The organism is Pseudomonas sp. GW823-FHT02E01, from assembly GCF_058797535.1.
Genome location: NZ_JBXAJS010000003.1, coordinates 169,182 through 184,731 on the forward strand (window position 1 = coordinate 169,182; position 15,550 = coordinate 184,731).

General features: G+C 58.8%; 15 protein-coding genes. 11 read left to right on the top strand and 4 right to left on the bottom strand.

All coding sequences use genetic code 11. The annotated features are described in order from the left end of the window. The first annotated feature begins 34 nt into the window (after positions 1–34). The 5 genes from AC1RDQ_RS08085 to AC1RDQ_RS08105 all read left to right on the top strand — a co-directional run bounded on the left by AC1RDQ_RS08085 (position 35) and on the right by AC1RDQ_RS08105 (position 5,195). The gene (locus AC1RDQ_RS08085; protein ID WP_057715099.1) at positions 35–793 is read left to right on the top strand and encodes an SDR family NAD(P)-dependent oxidoreductase; all 759 of its coding nucleotides are present in this window, start codon (positions 35–37) and stop codon (positions 791–793) included. Positions 794–859: 66 nt separating this feature from the next. Beyond that, positions 860–1,810, top strand: coding sequence for a VOC family protein (locus tag AC1RDQ_RS08090; RefSeq protein ID WP_057715098.1), 951 nt, complete (start codon positions 860–862; stop codon positions 1,808–1,810). A gap of 1 nt (position 1,811) precedes the next feature. Then, positions 1,812–2,696 carry a fumarylacetoacetate hydrolase family protein gene (locus tag AC1RDQ_RS08095; RefSeq protein WP_057715097.1) on the top strand — a complete coding sequence of 295 codons (885 nt, stop codon included), beginning with the start codon at positions 1,812–1,814 and terminating at the stop codon, positions 2,694–2,696. A 39-nt stretch (positions 2,697–2,735) separates the two neighbouring features. Then, positions 2,736–4,322 carry an MFS transporter gene (locus tag AC1RDQ_RS08100; RefSeq protein WP_057715096.1) on the top strand — a complete coding sequence of 529 codons (1,587 nt, stop codon included), beginning with the start codon at positions 2,736–2,738 and terminating at the stop codon, positions 4,320–4,322. A gap of 87 nt (positions 4,323–4,409) precedes the next feature. After that, on the top strand, positions 4,410–5,195 hold the full coding sequence (locus AC1RDQ_RS08105; RefSeq protein ID WP_057715095.1) for an IclR family transcriptional regulator: 786 nt from the start codon (positions 4,410–4,412) through the stop codon (positions 5,193–5,195). Positions 5,196–5,204: 9 nt separating this feature from the next. Here AC1RDQ_RS08105 and AC1RDQ_RS08110 read toward each other — a convergent pair whose 3' ends face one another. After that, on the bottom strand, positions 5,205–6,395 hold the full coding sequence (locus AC1RDQ_RS08110; RefSeq protein ID WP_057715094.1) for a thiolase family protein: 1,191 nt from the start codon (positions 6,393–6,395) through the stop codon (positions 5,205–5,207). After that, positions 6,395–6,793 (bottom strand): Zn-ribbon domain-containing OB-fold protein, encoded by a 399-nt coding sequence (locus tag AC1RDQ_RS08115; protein ID WP_057716619.1) that lies wholly within the window; start codon positions 6,791–6,793, stop codon positions 6,395–6,397. Before AC1RDQ_RS08115 ends, AC1RDQ_RS08110 begins: the two co-directional genes overlap by 1 nt. 139 nt (positions 6,794–6,932) lie before the next feature. On the opposite strand from AC1RDQ_RS08115, the gene AC1RDQ_RS08120 reads away from it, so the two are divergent. From AC1RDQ_RS08120 to AC1RDQ_RS08135, 4 genes are all read left to right on the top strand, one after another. After that, positions 6,933–7,634, top strand: a complete 702-nt coding sequence (locus AC1RDQ_RS08120) for an SDR family NAD(P)-dependent oxidoreductase (protein WP_057715093.1) — start codon at positions 6,933–6,935, stop codon at positions 7,632–7,634. Further along, a complete protein-coding gene (locus AC1RDQ_RS08125; protein ID WP_057715092.1) occupies positions 7,631–8,629 on the top strand; it encodes a fumarylacetoacetate hydrolase family protein in 999 nt (332 codons plus the stop codon). Before AC1RDQ_RS08120 ends, AC1RDQ_RS08125 begins: the two co-directional genes overlap by 4 nt. Before the next feature lie 123 nt (positions 8,630–8,752). Then, positions 8,753–10,153 carry a Rieske 2Fe-2S domain-containing protein gene (locus tag AC1RDQ_RS08130; protein WP_057715091.1) on the top strand — a complete coding sequence of 467 codons (1,401 nt, stop codon included), beginning with the start codon at positions 8,753–8,755 and terminating at the stop codon, positions 10,151–10,153. A 95-nt stretch (positions 10,154–10,248) separates the two neighbouring features. Continuing rightward, entirely contained in the window at positions 10,249–10,824 is a 576-nt protein-coding gene (locus AC1RDQ_RS08135; RefSeq protein ID WP_057715090.1) for an aromatic-ring-hydroxylating dioxygenase subunit beta, read from the top strand. Positions 10,825–10,908: 84 nt separating this feature from the next. On the opposite strand, the gene AC1RDQ_RS08140 is transcribed toward AC1RDQ_RS08135, so the two are convergent. Beyond that, the gene (locus AC1RDQ_RS08140; protein WP_057715089.1) at positions 10,909–11,649 is read right to left on the bottom strand and encodes a DUF2889 domain-containing protein; all 741 of its coding nucleotides are present in this window, start codon (positions 11,647–11,649) and stop codon (positions 10,909–10,911) included. A gap of 100 nt (positions 11,650–11,749) precedes the next feature. Between AC1RDQ_RS08140 and AC1RDQ_RS08145 the strand changes: the two genes are divergently transcribed. Further along, positions 11,750–12,550 carry an SDR family NAD(P)-dependent oxidoreductase gene (locus AC1RDQ_RS08145; RefSeq protein ID WP_057715088.1) on the top strand — a complete coding sequence of 267 codons (801 nt, stop codon included), beginning with the start codon at positions 11,750–11,752 and terminating at the stop codon, positions 12,548–12,550. Between the two features lie 205 nt (positions 12,551–12,755). Here AC1RDQ_RS08145 and AC1RDQ_RS08150 read toward each other — a convergent pair whose 3' ends face one another. Continuing rightward, a complete protein-coding gene (locus AC1RDQ_RS08150; RefSeq protein WP_057715087.1) occupies positions 12,756–14,387 on the bottom strand; it encodes an ATP-dependent acyl-CoA ligase in 1,632 nt (543 codons plus the stop codon). Between the two features lie 183 nt (positions 14,388–14,570). On the opposite strand from AC1RDQ_RS08150, the gene AC1RDQ_RS08155 reads away from it, so the two are divergent. Further along, on the top strand, positions 14,571–15,302 hold the full coding sequence (locus AC1RDQ_RS08155) for a TetR/AcrR family transcriptional regulator (RefSeq protein ID WP_057715086.1): 732 nt from the start codon (positions 14,571–14,573) through the stop codon (positions 15,300–15,302). Positions 15,303–15,550: the final 248 nt, after the last annotated feature.

The window sequence follows — 15,550 nt, forward strand, 5'->3', positions numbered from 1 at the left end:
GTCACGTGATAACCACAGAGTTGAGGATGTGCGGATGGGACGGTTACACAACAAAGTCGCATTGATTACCGGGACCGGCGGTGGCCAGGGCCGCGCTGCGGCGCTGCGTTTTGCCCGCGAAGGGGCGATTGTGGTCGGCTGCGACTTTAACGCCGAAGGCCATGAAGAGACTGCAGCCTTGATGCGGGCCGAGGGGTTTACCCTGTATGGTTCGGCGCCCGTGGACTTGGGCGATCACCAACAGGCCAAGACCTGGATCGATGCCGCCGTCGCTGAGCACGGACGCATCGACGTCCTCTACAACAACGCTTCCGCCGCACGTTTCGGGCTGGTCAGCGAGATGTCGATCGAAGATTGGCAGTTCACCATGCGCAACGAAATCGACCTGCTGTTCTACACCACCAAGTACGCCTGGCAGCACTTGGCCGAGCAGCGCGGAGTGATCATCAACGTGTCGTCTACCGCGGCCTGGGGCGGTTCGAAAGTCGCCGGTATTGCCGCGCATTCGGCCGCCAAGGGCGCCGTGGTCTCTTTCACTCGCCAGTTGGCCGTGGAAGGCGCACCGTTTGGTATCCGTGCGGTCAGCCTGAGCCCGGGCTTTGTCGCCACGCCGGGTACCCGGCCGTTTCTGGAAGACCCGAAAATGCGCGCCATGCTGCTGGACGGTGTATTGATGGACCGTCCCGGCGAACCCGAAGAAGTGGTGGCCATGGCGGTATTCGTCGCCTCGGATGAAGCTTCGTTCATTACAGGTTCGGACTTCGTCATCGACGGCGGGTTACTCGCGGTCTGACACACGCGGCGTCAGTGCAGGTGCCATTGGCACCCTTTCATCTCGAACAATAACAAGGTGAATAACGTGGACATCATCGGTATCGGTTACATGGGCTTCGAAACCCCCAATCTCGAGGCGTGGCGTGAGTACGGCCCGCAGGTGATGGGCTTTGGTATCGGCAAGAATCCCGAGAGTGACCCTGAGTCACTGTACTTCAAAATCGACGATCGCCGTCATCGTTTGGCGTTCCATCCGGGTAAAGTTGACCGAATTGCCTATATCGGCTGGGAAGCGGTGGGGCGCATGGCGTTCGAGGACGGCATCAAGAAGTTGGCCGCGGCCAATGTCGAATTCACCCGTGGCGATGCTCAGCTCTGTGAAAAGCGTGGTGTTCGCGAACTGGTGCGCTTCCGCGACCCGGTGGGGTATCAGCACGAACTCTTTTACGGGCAAAAATGGCTGCCGCGCTCGTTCCAGCCAGGGCGTCCACACAGTGGTTTCCTGGCCGACGAACGTGGGGCAGGCCACGTGGTGCTGATCACCCCGGACTACACGCCGGAACTGGAAGACTTCCTGCTCAACGTCATGGGCTTCAGCTGGTATGGCGCCGGCGCGGGCAAAGGGCGCACCGGATTTTTCCGCTCCAAACTCAATCATCACACCAGTCACGACATCGCTTATGGCCACGGCCCGGGACGCATGGGCGTGCAACATGTCGGGCTGTTTGTGCGCAACGTGCGTGATGTCGGTGAAACCTACGACATCGTGCGCCAGCGCGAACTGCCGATGATGATGACCCTCGGTCAGCATGCCCAGGATCCGCACCTGTCGTTCTACCATTTCAACCCGTCCGGCTTTGCCTTCGAGACCATTGCGGAAATCGAGCCATGGCAAGGCGACCCTTATGAGTTGAACCCGGAAAAACTCAGCCTGTGGGGCCACGAAATGGTCGGCCCGATTCTCGGGGCCAGCGTCAAGACACCGGAAGAAGTGCTCGACGCCGAGTATCTGCCCATCTACCTGGCCAGACACTGAGATGCGCCTGGCGCGGGTCGAGGTAGCCGGGCAGGCGTTCTGGGCGTTGCTGGATGCGCAGTCGGATCGGCTTAGGCGGATCAATGCGCCATTCGCCCAGTGGGCCGGGTTGGGGGCGAAGCTTGCACCAGACATCCTCGACCTTGCTGACGAATGGTTACCGTTGTCGGCTGCACGTCTGCTTGCGCCGCTGGAGCCGGGCAGTCGGGTTTTTGGTGTGGGCCTCAATTACCTGAGCCACCTCAAGCGCCTGGGCAGTGATGCGCCGGCGCACCCGCTGGCGTACATGAAGCCTGAGTCAGCGCTGGTCGGTGCTGATGACGAGATCGATTATTCGCCGCTGACCACCCAGCTCGATTACGAGGTGGAACTGGTCGCTGTCGTGGGCCGCCCGTTGCTGGATGAGCCTCATGCCAGCGACTGTCTGCTGGGGTACACGGTGGGCAATGACATCAGTGCGCGGGATGCCGGCAAGCAGATTGGGCGCCTGGACCTGTTGACCCAGAAAGCCATGGATCGCGCCACTCCGGTGGGGCCATGGATTGTCACGGTGGATGAACTGGGTGTAGCGGGGCAGCCGGCATTGGAGATGCGCCTGAGTGTCAACGATGAACTGCGCCAGCAAGACAACACCCGGCAGATGATTTTTAGCCTGGATGAGTTGCTCAATTATCTGGATGCACGTATCAGTCTGCGGCCGGGTGACCTGGTGTTTACCGGTTCCACCCACGGGGTGGGTCTGGAAAGCGGGCGCTTTTTGCAGTCGGGTGACCGGGTCGAGGCGCAAATCGAAGGCATCGGCCGACTGCGCAATACCATTGCAGCACCACGCCAGCTGAGCCCCGCGCGCGCGGTGGGGCGACTGGGCCAGCCGCTGGATAAGTAAACCCCTGATTTTGACCGGTATAGACGCTGAGGAGTGATGATGAGCGAGGGTTCGGCGTGGGCGCCGTTTCGCAATAGAGCGTTCCGCGGCCTATGGCTGGCGGGCGCTGTGGTCAATATGGCGATCTGGATGCAGACGGTCGCTGCTGCGTGGATCATGACCACATTGACCACGTCTGCGGCGATGGTCTCCCTGGTGCAAACCGCTGTGACCCTGCCGGTCTTCCTGTTTGCCTTTCCGGGTGGCGTGATTGCCGATCGGGTGGACCGTCGCGGTTGGCTCATTATTACGCAGTGCATGATGCTGTTCGCCGCGCTGGTGCTGTGCGGGTTGGCGTACAGCGCTCACCTGGAAACCTGGGGATTATTGGCGTTCACCTTTGTCCTGGGTACCGGCAGTGCATTGGGAATGTCGGCGTGGATGGTGACCATGGTCGGTGTACTTTCCCGCGACCAGGTGCCGGCGGCCGTGTCGTTGAACGGCATTTCCATCAACGCGACCCGCGCTTTGGGGCCGGCGCTGGCCGGTGCGTTGATTGCTTACTGGAACACCACTTCGGTGTTTCTGGCCATCGCGCTGTGCATGTTCTCGGTGCTGCTCTTCCTCTTTCGCCTGGTACCCAACCCGCCAGCCGTGGGCTTGCCACCGGAAACCCTGACCGGAGGCATGCGCAGTGGCCTGCGTTACATCCGCCATTCGGCGGTATTGTTCAGCGCCATGAAGCAGGTGTTGGTATTCACCAGCAGCGCTAGCGCTTTGTGGGCATTGATGCCATTGGTGGCCAAGCAGGAATTGGGCATGGACGCCGGTGGTTATGGCTTGCTCATGGCGTTTCTTGGAGCGGGTGCCGTGCTGGCGGCGCTCAACTTGCCGCGTCTGTACCGCGTATTGAATATGCGGCATTTGCTGGTGTGCGGCGTCATTGCCTTTGCCCTCGCGACCCTCACTGCCGCGCTGTCCCATAATCGCTATGGGGTCTGCGCGATGATGTTGCTTGCAGGGTTTGGGTGGATGGCGGTCAATGCGACCATTTCCACGGTTGTGCAAACGTACGCCGCCAACTGGGTGCGCGCCCGGGTTGCATCGGTCTATGTATTGATCCTCATGGGTTCGATGGCCGCCGGCGGTGCGATCTGGGGTGCGCTGGCCGAGTATCTGGGGCTGAGCCAGAGCCTGCTGCTCTCGACGCTTTTGTTGCTGGTCGGCATTCTGCTGACCCGTAACGGCCGTGTGGAGCTGGGTCAGGAGGCAGATTTTGCCGAGGTGCAATTGACCGACAAACTCCAGCTGGCCAGCCCGGTGACCCATGCCGATGGACCGGTCTCGGTGGAGATCGTGTACCAGGTGACGGCGCCGGACTGCGACGACTTCCTGGCTGCCGTATACGCAGTAGGCAAGGCGCGCCGGCGCAACGGTGCGCAGAACTGGCGCCTGTACCGCGACATGGCCAACCCGCAGCTCTACAGCGAGCGATTTATTGTCGAATCCTGGCTGGAGTATTTGCGCCAGCAGACACGGGTGACTCAGGCTGACCATGCCCAGGAGCGTCTCATCGAGCGTTTTCGTCGCGAGGACCTGCAAACCCGCCGGCTGATCCATCAGCCTCTGGTCAGACAATCCGACTGAAATGTTCGAATAATTCCCAGACAAAACTTTACGGCGCAATTCATTCTCAGGCTAGAATGGCGACACTATAAAGTGACTGGATTGGGCATGGACTTCACTGACGTCAACGACAACGACAAATCAACCGGCGCAACACTCGTCAAGCCCGTTTCCAACGCGATACGCATCCTGCGTTACCTCAGCCAGGTGGGCACACCGGAACGATCGGTGGACATCGCCCGACAACTGAAGATCAATCCCAGCACCTGCTTCAACATCCTGCGCACGCTGGTGCAAGAGGAGGTCGTCGACTTCAGTGCCATGTCCAAGCGCTACTCCGTGGGCCTGGGCCTGGCGCGTCTGGTTGAACAATTGGTTACCCAAGGCCACCGCGTGCAGATGGCCAAACCCCTGCTGCAGAACCTGGCCGCGCGCCAGCGGGTAACCATCACCCTTTGGCGCAAGATGAGCCCTGACCGCATCGTCATTGTCAGCTCCGCTGCCAGCCCGACTGATGTCCGCATCGATATGGCCGAAGGTCAGCGCCTGCCGATTCTGATGGGCGCCAGCGGGCGTTTGTTCGCCACTCAGATCGACCTCGACGATCCCGAAGTGCAGAGCAGTTTCGAAACCATTCGCTGGGCCCAGCCGCTGTCGCTGGAGGTTTTCCGGGAAGAAGTCCGGGTCGCCGCCGAGCGTGGTTGGGCAGTAGATGACGGGCATTTTTCGGGTGGGATTCTTGCCGTCGCGGCGCCAGTGTACTCACCGACCAACAGCATCGACTTCACCGTCTCCGCGGTGATGTTCCGCGGGCAACGCGATGAAGAGGGCCTTGCCGAGCTGGGCAAGGCACTGATCGAGTTCTGCAGCGAAGTGGCCGGCGTACTTTACTGAAGCGCGCCGTTACTCGCGTACCAGAAGCAGGCTGCCCCCCAGCGGGCCGCCACCTGCTGCCACCGTGCTGACACGGTGTTCACGGGTTTGTCGCCCTTCGGCACGGCCCCACAGTTGCAGGCAGGCTTCATGCACGTAACCCAGGCCATGGGTGCGCCCGCCGGATAGCTGCCCGCCATTGGTATTGATTGGCAGGCTGCCATCGAGCGCGATGCGCGTCCCACCCTCGACGAATGCACCACTTTCTCCGACGGGGCACAGGCCCAAGGCCTCGAGCCAGATCATGGTCAAAATCGAAAAACCGTCATACAGCTGCGCGGATTCGACGTCCTGCGGGGTGTAGTCAGTGCGTGCCCACATCATCTGGCCAACATCGAAAGCGGCCATTTTGGTCAGGGAAATTTGGTCCCATGACCAGGGCTGGTTCAATGCAGCTCCCATGGCTTCAATGCGGATCGGTTTGTTCGGCTGGTCCTGAGCGATATCGCGGCGCGACAAGACGATGGCGGTCGATGCATCGCAATGCACGTCGCAGTCGAACATGCGCAGCGGCGTGGAAATCATCCGCGACGCCATGTAATCGTCCATGCTCATCGGTGTGCGAAACACCGCCTTGGGGTTGCGCATGGCGTTCTGGCGACACGTTAGGGCGATTTGCGCCAGTTGCTCCGCACGGGTGCCGTATTCATGGAAGTGACGTTGGGCGTACAGCGCCATCAGATTAGTGGCCGAGAGCACATTGAATGGCGTGAACCACTGCCAGGCGTAGCTGCTGTCACGTCCTTGGGTTTTATTGGTCAAGGCGCTGGCTTGTTTGTTCACCATGCGGGCTGACGCTTCGGTGATGGTGCGAAACACCAGCACGTGTTTACACAGCCCCGCCGCAATCGCCATGGCACCGTTGATCACGCCAGTCAGCGGGCCAGGCCCTTCATAGCCGCCGCCGAACCAGTTGACGTTGAGCCCTAGAGCGCTTTTCAGAGCGCTCGGGCCAATCGGCGAAAACGGGTCGCCATTGTTGTTGTCGCCTGGCCAGCAGGCCACACCGTCGATGTCGCTACGCTGCAGGCCAGCGTCGGCAATGGCCTCGAGGCACGCATCAAGGGTCAGGCGCATCGCCGACTTGTTCGACGGTCGCCCGACTTCCGATTGACCAATGCCGGTGATGGCGACGTCTTTTTCATAACGATGATCGAACATCACTGATCCTTCTCGAACAGAGGCAACCAGACATCCTCGACATTGAGGAAGCTGACCCGTACCGGCATTTCGATATGCACATCCGTGACCGGAATGCCCACCACGTTGCTCACCAATTGCAAGCCAGGTTGTTCCACCAGCTCGATGATCGCGACCACATAGGGCACCTCCAGGTCGGGGGCCCAGGCCTGGTAATTGATGGTGTAACTGAGCACATTGCCTTTGCCGGACACCGGCTCTGGCGCCACCTCAAAGCTTGCACAATGCGGGCAAAGCGGGGCGGGTGGATGGAAATACCGGCTGCAGGCCGCGCAGCGATGAACGAGCAGTTCGCCCCGTTCGCCGCCTTGCCAGAAGGCGCGGTTGTCGGCGTTGAGTGCAGGAAGTTTTCTAGGCATCAGCGGTCCGCAGGTGAATGTTTGACTTGAAGTCATACGGTATCATTTGTACATATTTTCTAAAAGTGTCATATATACGTACCGACGAAGGCACGAATCGAACCTTCGCGCCGTAAAACAACAACAAGAGGATTTCGCGATGTCCCAGTCATTACTGGACAAGAGGGTAGTCGTCACCGGCGGGTTTGGAGCCCTCGGCAGCGCACTTGGCAAATTCCTGCTGGCGCGTGGCGCCCGGGTTGCATTGCTGGATCGCAGCGAGGCGCCTGCCGCCTTGCTGGACACGGAAAACCTGCTGTGCCTGGGCGGTGTTGACCTGACTTCGACCGAGTCGGCCAGTGCGGCGTTCGAGCAGATTGCCACGCAGTGGGGCGGCATTGATGGTTTGGTCAACGTCGCGGGCGGGTTTGCCTGGGAGACCGTCGAAGGGGGTAGCCTGCAGACTTGGGATCGCCTCTATCAGATGAATGTGCGTACCGCAGTGGTCAGTTCCCAATCGGCGCTGGCGCAGCTTCTGGCCTCCAAGGCAGGACGCATCGTCAACGTGGGAGCGCTGGCCTCGGTCAAAGCCGCAACAGGCATGGGCGCTTACGCTGCTTCCAAGGCCGGCGTCGCCCGGTTGACCGAGGCTTTGGCCGAAGAGCTGAAGGATCGTGGCGTGACGGTTAACGCCGTGCTGCCAAGCATCATCGATACTCCTGCCAACCGTGCCGACATGCCTGAAGCCGACAGCCGCCGCTGGGTGACCCCGGATGCATTGGCGGCGGTGGTTGCGTTTCTGTTGTCGGACGATGCTGCGGCAGTAACCGGTGCGCTGTTGCCAGTGAGTGGACGCGTATGAGACTGGTGACCTATAGCGACGCCGAGGGCTTTGATCGTGCGGGTGCGTTGCTCAACCAGGACCAGCAGGTACTCGACCTGCAAATCGCCTACCGCTTGCTGGAAAGCCGCGAAACCCCGGCACTGAGCAGCATTCTGTCTCTGGTGGAAGGCGGTGAGCCTGCGCTGGAGTTGGCCCGCTCCCTGGTGGCCAAGGCCCCCTCGGCGGCAGTGCTGGAGCGCGCCAGTGTGAAACTGCGCGCACCGATCCAGCCGCCACCGCAGATGCGCGATTGCTCCTGCTTCGAATTGCACCTGCGCCAGAGTTTCGCCGCGGCCCGTCGCGCCCGGGCGTTGCGTACCGAGGATCCGGAAGCGACCTTGAAGGCGATGAACACTCGCGCCGATGACCGGGTGATCGAAACCTTCAACAAGCAGCCCATCTACTACAAGGGCAACCGTTTTGCGGTGATCGGCATCGACGACGAATTCCAGTGGCCGAGCTTCAGTCGGGCAATGGATTTCGAACTGGAGTTCGGTTGCTACATCGGCAAGCGCGGCAAGGACATCAGTCGTGAAACCGCCCGTTCGCATATCGTCGGTTACACCATCTTCAACGACATGAGCGCGCGCGACGCACAGGCCCTGGAAATGCCCGGCATGCTCGGCCCGGCCAAGAGCAAGGATTTCGACACGGCCAACATCATGGGGCCGTGCCTGGTGACCGCAGACGAACTGGGTGATCCCTACGACCTGAATATGGTTGCCCGGGTCAACGGGGAGGAGTGGGGGCGCGGCAATACCCGCGACATGCGCTGGAGCTTCGAGGACGTGATTGCCCACGTGTCGCGCTCAGAAACCTTGTACCCCGGCGAGTTCCTGGGCTCCGGCACGGTCGGCAACGGCTGCGGCCTGGAGCAACTGCGTTATTTGAAACCTGGCGACGTGGTTGAGCTGGAGATCGACGGCATCGGTGTACTGCGCACTCAAGTGGGGAAGGCGCCGAGCAAGGATTGACGGTTACCTGAATGGCGAAAGAATTCACTTACGAAAAGAAGGTGAATTCTATGTACAAAAATAGAAAAAGTGTCTTATATTTCGTTGCAACCACTGTCGTGACACTCTGATTAGGAGGCAAGCATGCTAACAAGAACAAGCCCCGTATTGTCGGATGGAACCAAGGTCTCGGACCTCATCTATCCATCCAGCCGTGAAGTGCAAATGCGTGTGTTGTCTGACCACGAAATTTACGATCTGGAAATGGAAAAAATCTTCGGCAAGATCTGGGTATTGCTGGGTCATGAATCGGAAATTCCTAATTCCGGCGACTTCATGGTCCGTGACATGGGGTCTGATTCGGTCATTGTTGCCCGTGGCAAGCAGGGCGAGGTGTTCGTGACCCTCAATGTGTGCCCGCACCGCGGGATGCGCATCAGCACTGCCGACTGCGGCAACACGCAAATTCACAAGTGCATCTATCACGGCTGGGCTTTCCGCCCCAATGGCGACTTCATCGGCTCGCCGGTCGAGCGTGAATGCATGCACGGCAAAATGCTGCCCAAGGAAGAACTGGGCCTGAAAAAAGCCCGGGTCACGCTGTATGGCGGCCTGGTATTTGCCACCTGGAACATTGAAGGACCGTCGTTTGACGAGTTCCTGGGTGATGCCAAATGGTACTACGACATGCTGTTCTGTCGTTCCGACAAGGGCATGGAAGTGCTCGGCCCACCCCAGCGCTTTATCGTCAACGCCAACTGGAAAACCGCGGGTGAGCAATCGGCGGCCGATGGTTTCCACACCCTGACCTTGCACCGTTGGTTGGGCGAAGTGGGTAACTACGCCAAGAAAGGTGAGGGCGAAACAGCCGACCTCAGTCCGGAAATGATCGGCGTGGAAATCAGCTCGCCCCACGGCCATGCGCTGCGCTGCATCGACCTGGCGCGCAAGATCAAGCGCCTGACCGGCCTCGACCCGGCCGAGCTGACCGTGCAGCAAAAACTGGAGGCATTGCCGCCTGCCGGCATGACTGCCGACATGGTCGAACAGCTGGCACGCAATCTGACTGAAGATCAGTTGAAAGTGCTGACCAGCATGCCGCCGCAAGTCGGCGGGATGTTCCCGAACATTCTTTTCGGCTTCGTCTACATTCCGCAGCCCGATGGCAGCGTAGTCGGCTCGATGACCTTGCACGCCTACGTGCCTCGCGGGCCAGACAAGCTGGAGTTCGTCAACTGGGTGTTTGCCGAGAAAGACGCATCCCCTGAACTGCGCGACAAGATGCTCAAGCAAACCATCCAGTTGTTCGGCACCTCGGGCATGGTCGAGCAGGATGACTCCGATACCTGGCCGCACATGACCCTGGCCGCCAAAGGCGCGATGGGCCGCAAGAGCACGCTGAAATACCAGGCTTGCTTCGAAACAGGAGCACCCGAGGGTTGGCCGGGCCCTGGCATCGTCAACGAAGGCTTCACCAAGGACGATACCCAGTGGCACTGGTGGTTGTACTGGCACGAGCTGATGACTGCACCGAACGAGCAATAAGCGCCTGTTGGCCCTGGTTCGATTGCGGTCCTTGCGGGTCGCAATCGCCGGTAACAGCATTAACAAGTACAAGAATAAAAGTGAGGGAATGACTCATGGCTCAGGTTCAACAACGCGGCGTGGAGGATATCCAGCCGGGTTCCCCAGTCGGCACCAAGCGGGTGCCGGTGGGCTCGCCGATCTACAACGATGTGGTGACCTTTCTCTACGAGGAAGCCACGCTGCTCGACCAGATTCGCCTGCAGGAGTGGGCCGAACGCCTGGACACCGACCTGGTGTATACCGTACCGCTGCGCCAGACTCGCGTGGCGTCCGAGCTCAGAACCACCATCGTGCGCAGTGTTCAGCACTACCACGATGACTACCGTTCGATCATGGGCCGCATTTTGCGCCTGTCCGGTAAAAGCGCCTGGGCGGAAGATCCTCCCTCGCGTACCCGACGCCTGGTGACCAACGTGTTTGTCGAGGAAACCGACAAGAGCGATGAGTTTGTGGTGACCAGTTACCTGCTACTGACCCGTAGCCGTTTCAACGACCACCATGTCGACATCATCAGTGGCGAGCGACGTGACGTGCTGCGTCTGCATGAGGCGGGGTTCAAGCTTTCCCGGCGCGAAGTCATCCTTGACCAGGCGGTGCTCGGAACCCCCAATCTGGCCGTCTTCCTCTGAGTCCTATCGGCGGTCCGGGGCGAACCCGGATCGTCGGGTCTTGCGGGCCTTGGCCGCACTGCTCTTGCACCAGGAGCAGCGCGGCTAAGGCCTTTGCCCCAACCAATCCTGGTCCTCGGCGCACAACTTCAGTTGTTCATGGCTGAAATCCAGGGTCGAACCCTTCATTCGCAGTGCCTGCTCGGCGCGTTCGGGTTGCTGGCTGTAGCAAAGGCCAGTGTTCGCGGCGTGAATCTGCTCGTCCAGGTTATAGGCGCGTCCCATCGAGATCAACGTGCAACGGCGAAGTAGCAGGGCGGCTTCGGCGGCTTCTTCACCGAGGGCCTTCAGCGCCCAGCGTGCCATGCCTTCGCGAAGGTTGATGCCTGAATAGGGAGATGGCCCTTCAATCATGGTGCCGTTGACGTCCCAGGTCAGGTCTTCATCGCCATCACGTATCAAGGTGGCGCGGGTACGGTTGGCGATGCGCTGGCCGATGTTGATGTCGTAGCGACGTTCAAGAGTGCCACGGGCTGCAGCTGCAATGGCCAGACCCGCCAGATCGAACAGGTGGGTGCATTGATGACTGGCGTCGGCCTGCCGGGTCACTGAGTGGGCTATACAGTCCAGCTTCATGCCCAGCAACTGCTGTAATTGACCGCAAGCCTGCGGGCACATGGAGTAAGGATAACGCAGCGCTTCACCGCCAATGGCGGTGACTTCACCTTCATGGTGACGAACCCATACACGGAAGTGGTGAAAGTCGTCTTCCAGAGCCGCACGGACCTCACCCGTGCCATCGACATGGTGAGCAATGATGTCTACGCGGCGACGAAATACAGTCATCCTCAATATCCTTGTTCCAGTACTGTTTAGCCTGAAGAAATACGCTATATTTAGACACTATAACCAATAATGTTCACAAAAAAACAAAAACGGAGTGGCTATGGCACTGCTAAATGAACAGGTTGCGCTGATTACCGGTGCAGGCGGCGGAATTGGGCGCGGTATTGCGCTGAACTTTGCCAAAGAGGGTGCTGCCGTGGTGGTCGCCGAACTGGATGTCGCCAGTGGAGAGGCAGTAGTCGCCGAACTGAAAGCGTTAGGTGGCCAGGCTGTATTCATCAAGACTGACGTGTGCAGCAAAACGGACATCGAGGCCGCCGTGCAATTGGCCATTGATCAATTCGGGGGGCTGGACATCCTGGTCAACAACGCCTTTGCGCCCACCCCCAATGTGCTCCTGGAAGAAAAAACCGATGCCATGCTGGAGCAAACCCTCGGCTCAACAGTGTGGGCTGCATGGTGGGCGATGAAAGCCGCGCTGCCTCATATGAAGGCGCGGGGCGGTGGCAAGATCATCAACTTCTACTCTATCGATATCGAAATCGGTGCCTGGTTGCATGGGGACTACAACACGGCGAAGTCGGCCATTGTCGGGCTGACCCGCAGCGCTGCATCCGAGTGGGGGCGGTTCAACATCCGCACCAACGCCATCGCTCCCACGGCAATGGGCGCCACGTTCCACAAGCTCGCCGCAGAGAACCCCGGCTTTGCCGAGATGTCGGCTTCCATGCGTCCATTGGGCCGTTGTGGCGAGCCTGAAGCCGACATCGGCCCAGTGGTGGTATTCCTCGCGTCCGAGATGTCGCGTTTCATCACGGGCGAAACCATTCACGTCGACGGAGGCCTGCATCTGCCGGGTTATAACTCTCGCCCTAAAGGCATTCCTGTGCGTGAGTATTGAATTCAACAGATCAATGTAGGAGCGAGCCTGCTCGCGATGGACGTTAACGATAACGCGTACGTTCTGGTAGAGCGCGTTGTCCCTTAAGTTCATCGCGAGCAAGCTCACTCCTACAAAGGCGACACCAGGCCCAAGAGACGAGAAAGCCCGCTTCAAAGCGGGCTTTTTCTATGATGGATGGCCAACTCCAGCCAGATAGAGACGATTATTTTTTGGAAACCACGATCGATGTGGTTTCCAGATCCCAAGTGGTCGCGGTTTTTCCTTCATCGCGCAGCAAGTATTTCAACACCCGTCCCTGCGGGTTTTTCGGCAGGCTGCTGCGAAATTCGATATAGCGGGGCAGGGCATAGTAAGGCACCGATTCAGTGGCCCAATGGAACAGCTGCTCCGGATCCAGTGTCATGCCTTCATGCAGTACCGCTGTGACCTTCACATCGTCCTCGCCCTTATCCGATGGCACCGCATGTACGGCGACCTCGGCCAATGCCGGGTGAACAGCAAAGGCTGCTTCCATTTCAAAGCTGGAAATGTTTTCGCCTCGGCGGCGCAGATAATCCTTCTTGCGATCGACGAAGTAGAAAAAGCCATCGTCATCGAACTTGCCAATGTCACCAGTGTGGAACCACATGTTGCGCATCAGCTTCTGGGTGTCTTCCGGACGGCGCCAGTAGCCCTGGAACATGATGTCCGGACGCAGCGGACGAACCACAATTTCGCCGGCGCTGTTCGGCGCTACTTCCTGATCGAGGTCGTCGACGATGCGTACATCGAAATCCGAAATGCGTTTTCCCGAGGAGCCCGGCGCGGCGTACTCGCCGGCGGCCAATGAGGTAATAACGCAGGCTTCGGTGAGGCCATAGCCATTGCCGCCCACCAGCTTGGTACCGAAACGCTCGCGCCAGATCTTTTTGGTTTCTTCGGTGTAAGGGTTGCCTCGAGCGGTATGGATCTGCCCGACACAACGCAGCATCGCTTCGTTATCTGGCGCCTGGGCGAGGAGACCGCCCATGCCACCCAGGATCGAGGCGATGGTAGCGCCGGAGCGTTCCACTTCCTGCCAGAAATTCGAAACGGAGAATCGCGGGAGAATGGCGGCGCGTGCGCCAACCAGAATACTGGCGATGATCGATACGCACAGCGCATTCATGTGAAACAGCGGCAATGGCGTGATGGTCACATCATCGGCACTGGCTGGGCCAGCGCGCAATTGCAGGCGTGCCAGGTTGCACATGAAGTTGTAGCTGATCATGCAACCCTTTGAAGGACCTGTGGTGCCTGAGGTGTAAATCAGGCAGGCAAGGTCTGAAGGTTGCGGTTTATTGGCGAGTGGAGTGGCGTCATGGCCACGCCATTCATCCAGCGGCGCAATGCGAATTCGGCAATCGGGGATCGCATCGGCCGTGCCTCGGTGAAGGATGTGCTGGACGTCCAGCAGTTGTTCGGCGAGCGGCGTGATGCGTGGCAGGTAGGCCGCTTCGCAAATCACCACTGAAGTGCCGGTATCGGCGATCTGGTGCCGGAGAAATTCCCCTTTGAGCGCGGTGTTGATCGGCACGCTCACGGCGCAGAGCTTATTGATGGCCAGCCAGGTGGTGACAGCGTCGATGTTGTTATCGAGCATGGTCAGCACGGTTTCACCGGCTTTCACGCCCAAGGTAGCGAGTGCGTTGGCCATCTTGGTTGAGAGTGAGTCAACCTGAGCATAAGTGTATAACTCGCCGCTGAAATCCAACAAAATCTTGTCTGGATGCCTTGCTACTGCACGACTTAGCGCTTCGATGACAGTGTCTCGTTCTCCCACTGCCCAAGTTTCTGGATTGCCACTGCTGCCCATGAATATTCTCCTTTTAGGCGCCTAAAGCTGCTGGTTTGCCTGATTTTATTTTGATGAGAGAATTTGATTCTAAATACAAAATATGAAAATGTCTTTAGCAATAAGTTGAACATGAAATCTTATTTATGCACAGATCCTGTGCTAGTGTTGACCTATCTTTACTCTCAATGAGCCCGTCAATCCATGCCAAAAGCCGCATCCCAGAAAGCAGAAGCGCCGACGCCGGCCTCCAAAACGAAAAAAAAATCGCTGCCTGATGCAGGAACGGCTCCGGTAAAACCGGTGGAGCGACGTACCGCCGCCAATGGCGTGGTAGGCACCAAGGTCAAGCCGAACCGCCGTTCGGAAGAGACCATTGCCAACATTCTTAAAGCCACTGAAGAAGTGGTGCTGATGTCGGGTGCGGATCGCATTTCGATCCTGGATGTGTGCCAGGTCGCGGGTGTTTCGCGCGGTACCTTTTATCGCTATTTCGCCTCCCAGGAAGACTTGCTCGACACCTTTTCCCGGCATAAACGCGAAAGTTTCCACAGTTCGCTGTCCCAGGAGCTGGGCCATATCAGCGACCCGGAAGCACGCCTCAACGCGCTGTTTGCCTATCTCGACAACTACCTTGAGCAGAGTCGAGCCCGGCGGTTGTTGGTGGTTGCACCTGACTACGCACTGGGCTTCTTTCGACGGATTTTCCACGATTCGATCGTGCGCTTTCAGGATGGCCTGGGCATCGTGTTCGACGATTGGGATGAGCGCCTCGGGGTCCGTCTTGACCGTGAGCTGATCTGCGAAATGATCATTCGATACGTGTTGAGTGAAATCCTGGTGCCGGAAGCGGCGGGGCGACGTTTGTTCCCGGTGCGGGTGAAAAAACTGCTCGGTGCCTTGATCATGGGTTCCACCTCCCGCACCCGTCGCTAACTTTCGACCCACAATCTTTCGCTATAGGCAAAGCCCCCGTATTTCGGGGGCTTTTCGTTTCCGCCTGATAATTTTCTCTCGCCTGCGTGCCGCGATTTTTCCTTTCTGTGTCCATTTTTTGACTCTTCGAAGTGTTTTTGACATCTGACGAAGGCTCTGGATCGGGCTTTTTCACGCACCTTGAAAATAATCTGAACAGATTTTTGATTTCTGCTCAATTTAAATTTAAGCTCTGGTCTTAGCAGTGA

What these genes read in the sequence shown, in the direction of transcription:
- AC1RDQ_RS08145 (WP_057715088.1), top strand. Translation starts at nt 11,750, where the DNA reads ATGGCACTGCTAAATGAACAGGTTGCGCTGATTACCGGTGCAGGCGGC.
- AC1RDQ_RS08095 (WP_057715097.1), top strand. Translation starts at nt 1,812, where the DNA reads ATGCGCCTGGCGCGGGTCGAGGTAGCCGGGCAGGCGTTCTGGGCGTTG.
- AC1RDQ_RS08150 (WP_057715087.1), bottom strand. Translation starts at nt 14,387, where the DNA reads ATGGGCAGCAGTGGCAATCCAGAAACTTGGGCAGTGGGAGAACGAGAC.
- AC1RDQ_RS08120 (WP_057715093.1), top strand. Translation starts at nt 6,933, where the DNA reads ATGTCCCAGTCATTACTGGACAAGAGGGTAGTCGTCACCGGCGGGTTT.
- AC1RDQ_RS08135 (WP_057715090.1), top strand. Translation starts at nt 10,249, where the DNA reads ATGGCTCAGGTTCAACAACGCGGCGTGGAGGATATCCAGCCGGGTTCC.
- AC1RDQ_RS08125 (WP_057715092.1), top strand. Translation starts at nt 7,631, where the DNA reads ATGAGACTGGTGACCTATAGCGACGCCGAGGGCTTTGATCGTGCGGGT.
- AC1RDQ_RS08105 (WP_057715095.1), top strand. Translation starts at nt 4,410, where the DNA reads ATGGACTTCACTGACGTCAACGACAACGACAAATCAACCGGCGCAACA.
- AC1RDQ_RS08115 (WP_057716619.1), bottom strand. Translation starts at nt 6,793, where the DNA reads ATGCCTAGAAAACTTCCTGCACTCAACGCCGACAACCGCGCCTTCTGG.
- AC1RDQ_RS08100 (WP_057715096.1), top strand. Translation starts at nt 2,736, where the DNA reads ATGAGCGAGGGTTCGGCGTGGGCGCCGTTTCGCAATAGAGCGTTCCGC.
- AC1RDQ_RS08155 (WP_057715086.1), top strand. Translation starts at nt 14,571, where the DNA reads ATGCCAAAAGCCGCATCCCAGAAAGCAGAAGCGCCGACGCCGGCCTCC.
- AC1RDQ_RS08110 (WP_057715094.1), bottom strand. Translation starts at nt 6,395, where the DNA reads ATGTTCGATCATCGTTATGAAAAAGACGTCGCCATCACCGGCATTGGT.
- AC1RDQ_RS08140 (WP_057715089.1), bottom strand. Translation starts at nt 11,649, where the DNA reads ATGACTGTATTTCGTCGCCGCGTAGACATCATTGCTCACCATGTCGAT.
- AC1RDQ_RS08085 (WP_057715099.1), top strand. Translation starts at nt 35, where the DNA reads ATGGGACGGTTACACAACAAAGTCGCATTGATTACCGGGACCGGCGGT.
- AC1RDQ_RS08130 (WP_057715091.1), top strand. Translation starts at nt 8,753, where the DNA reads ATGCTAACAAGAACAAGCCCCGTATTGTCGGATGGAACCAAGGTCTCG.